Here is a 527-nt window from a genome sequence, read left to right on the forward strand (position 1 = left end):
GGCGCGCAGGCGGCCGAGGCGACGCCGCCGGTCGCGAAGATGCTGTCCAAGGGCATCAAGGTGTCGGCCGGCACGGACGCGACGCGGGTGGCGTCGTACAACCCGTGGGTGTCGCTCGCGTGGCTCGTGACGGGCAAGACGGTCGGCGGGATGCGCCTGTATCCGCAGCGCAACCTGCTCGATCGCGAAACCGCGCTGCGCATGTGGACCGAGTACGTGACGTGGTTCTCGAACGAAGTGGGCAAGAAGGGCCGCATCGCGGTCGGACAGCTTGCGGACCTGATGGTCCCCGACCGCGATTTCTTCACCTGCGCGGAAGACGATATCGTCGATACGACGGCGTTGCTGACGGTGGTCGGCGGCCGGATCGTGTGGGGTGCCGGGCCGTTCGCGTCGCACGATATGCCGATTCCGCCGGCGATGCCGGACTGGTCGCCGGTGCGTGCTTACGGCGGCTATGGCGGCTGGGGTGCGACGCAGCGCGAGGGCGCGCCGCTGCAGCGCGCGGCGGCCGCGGCGATGTGCGG

1 protein-coding gene is annotated in these 527 nt (G+C 70.4%); it reads left to right on the forward strand.

The genetic code is table 11. From position 1 onward, the window contains the following. Nucleotides 1-527 (forward strand): amidohydrolase family protein (locus SB786_RS35600; protein ID WP_410731484.1); only part of this gene is annotated, 527 nt, incomplete at both ends.

Origin of the sequence: Burkholderia sp. SIMBA_062 (assembly GCF_046534765.1) — a bacterium.
Taxonomy (GTDB): Bacteria; Pseudomonadota; Gammaproteobacteria; order Burkholderiales; family Burkholderiaceae; genus Burkholderia; species Burkholderia ambifaria.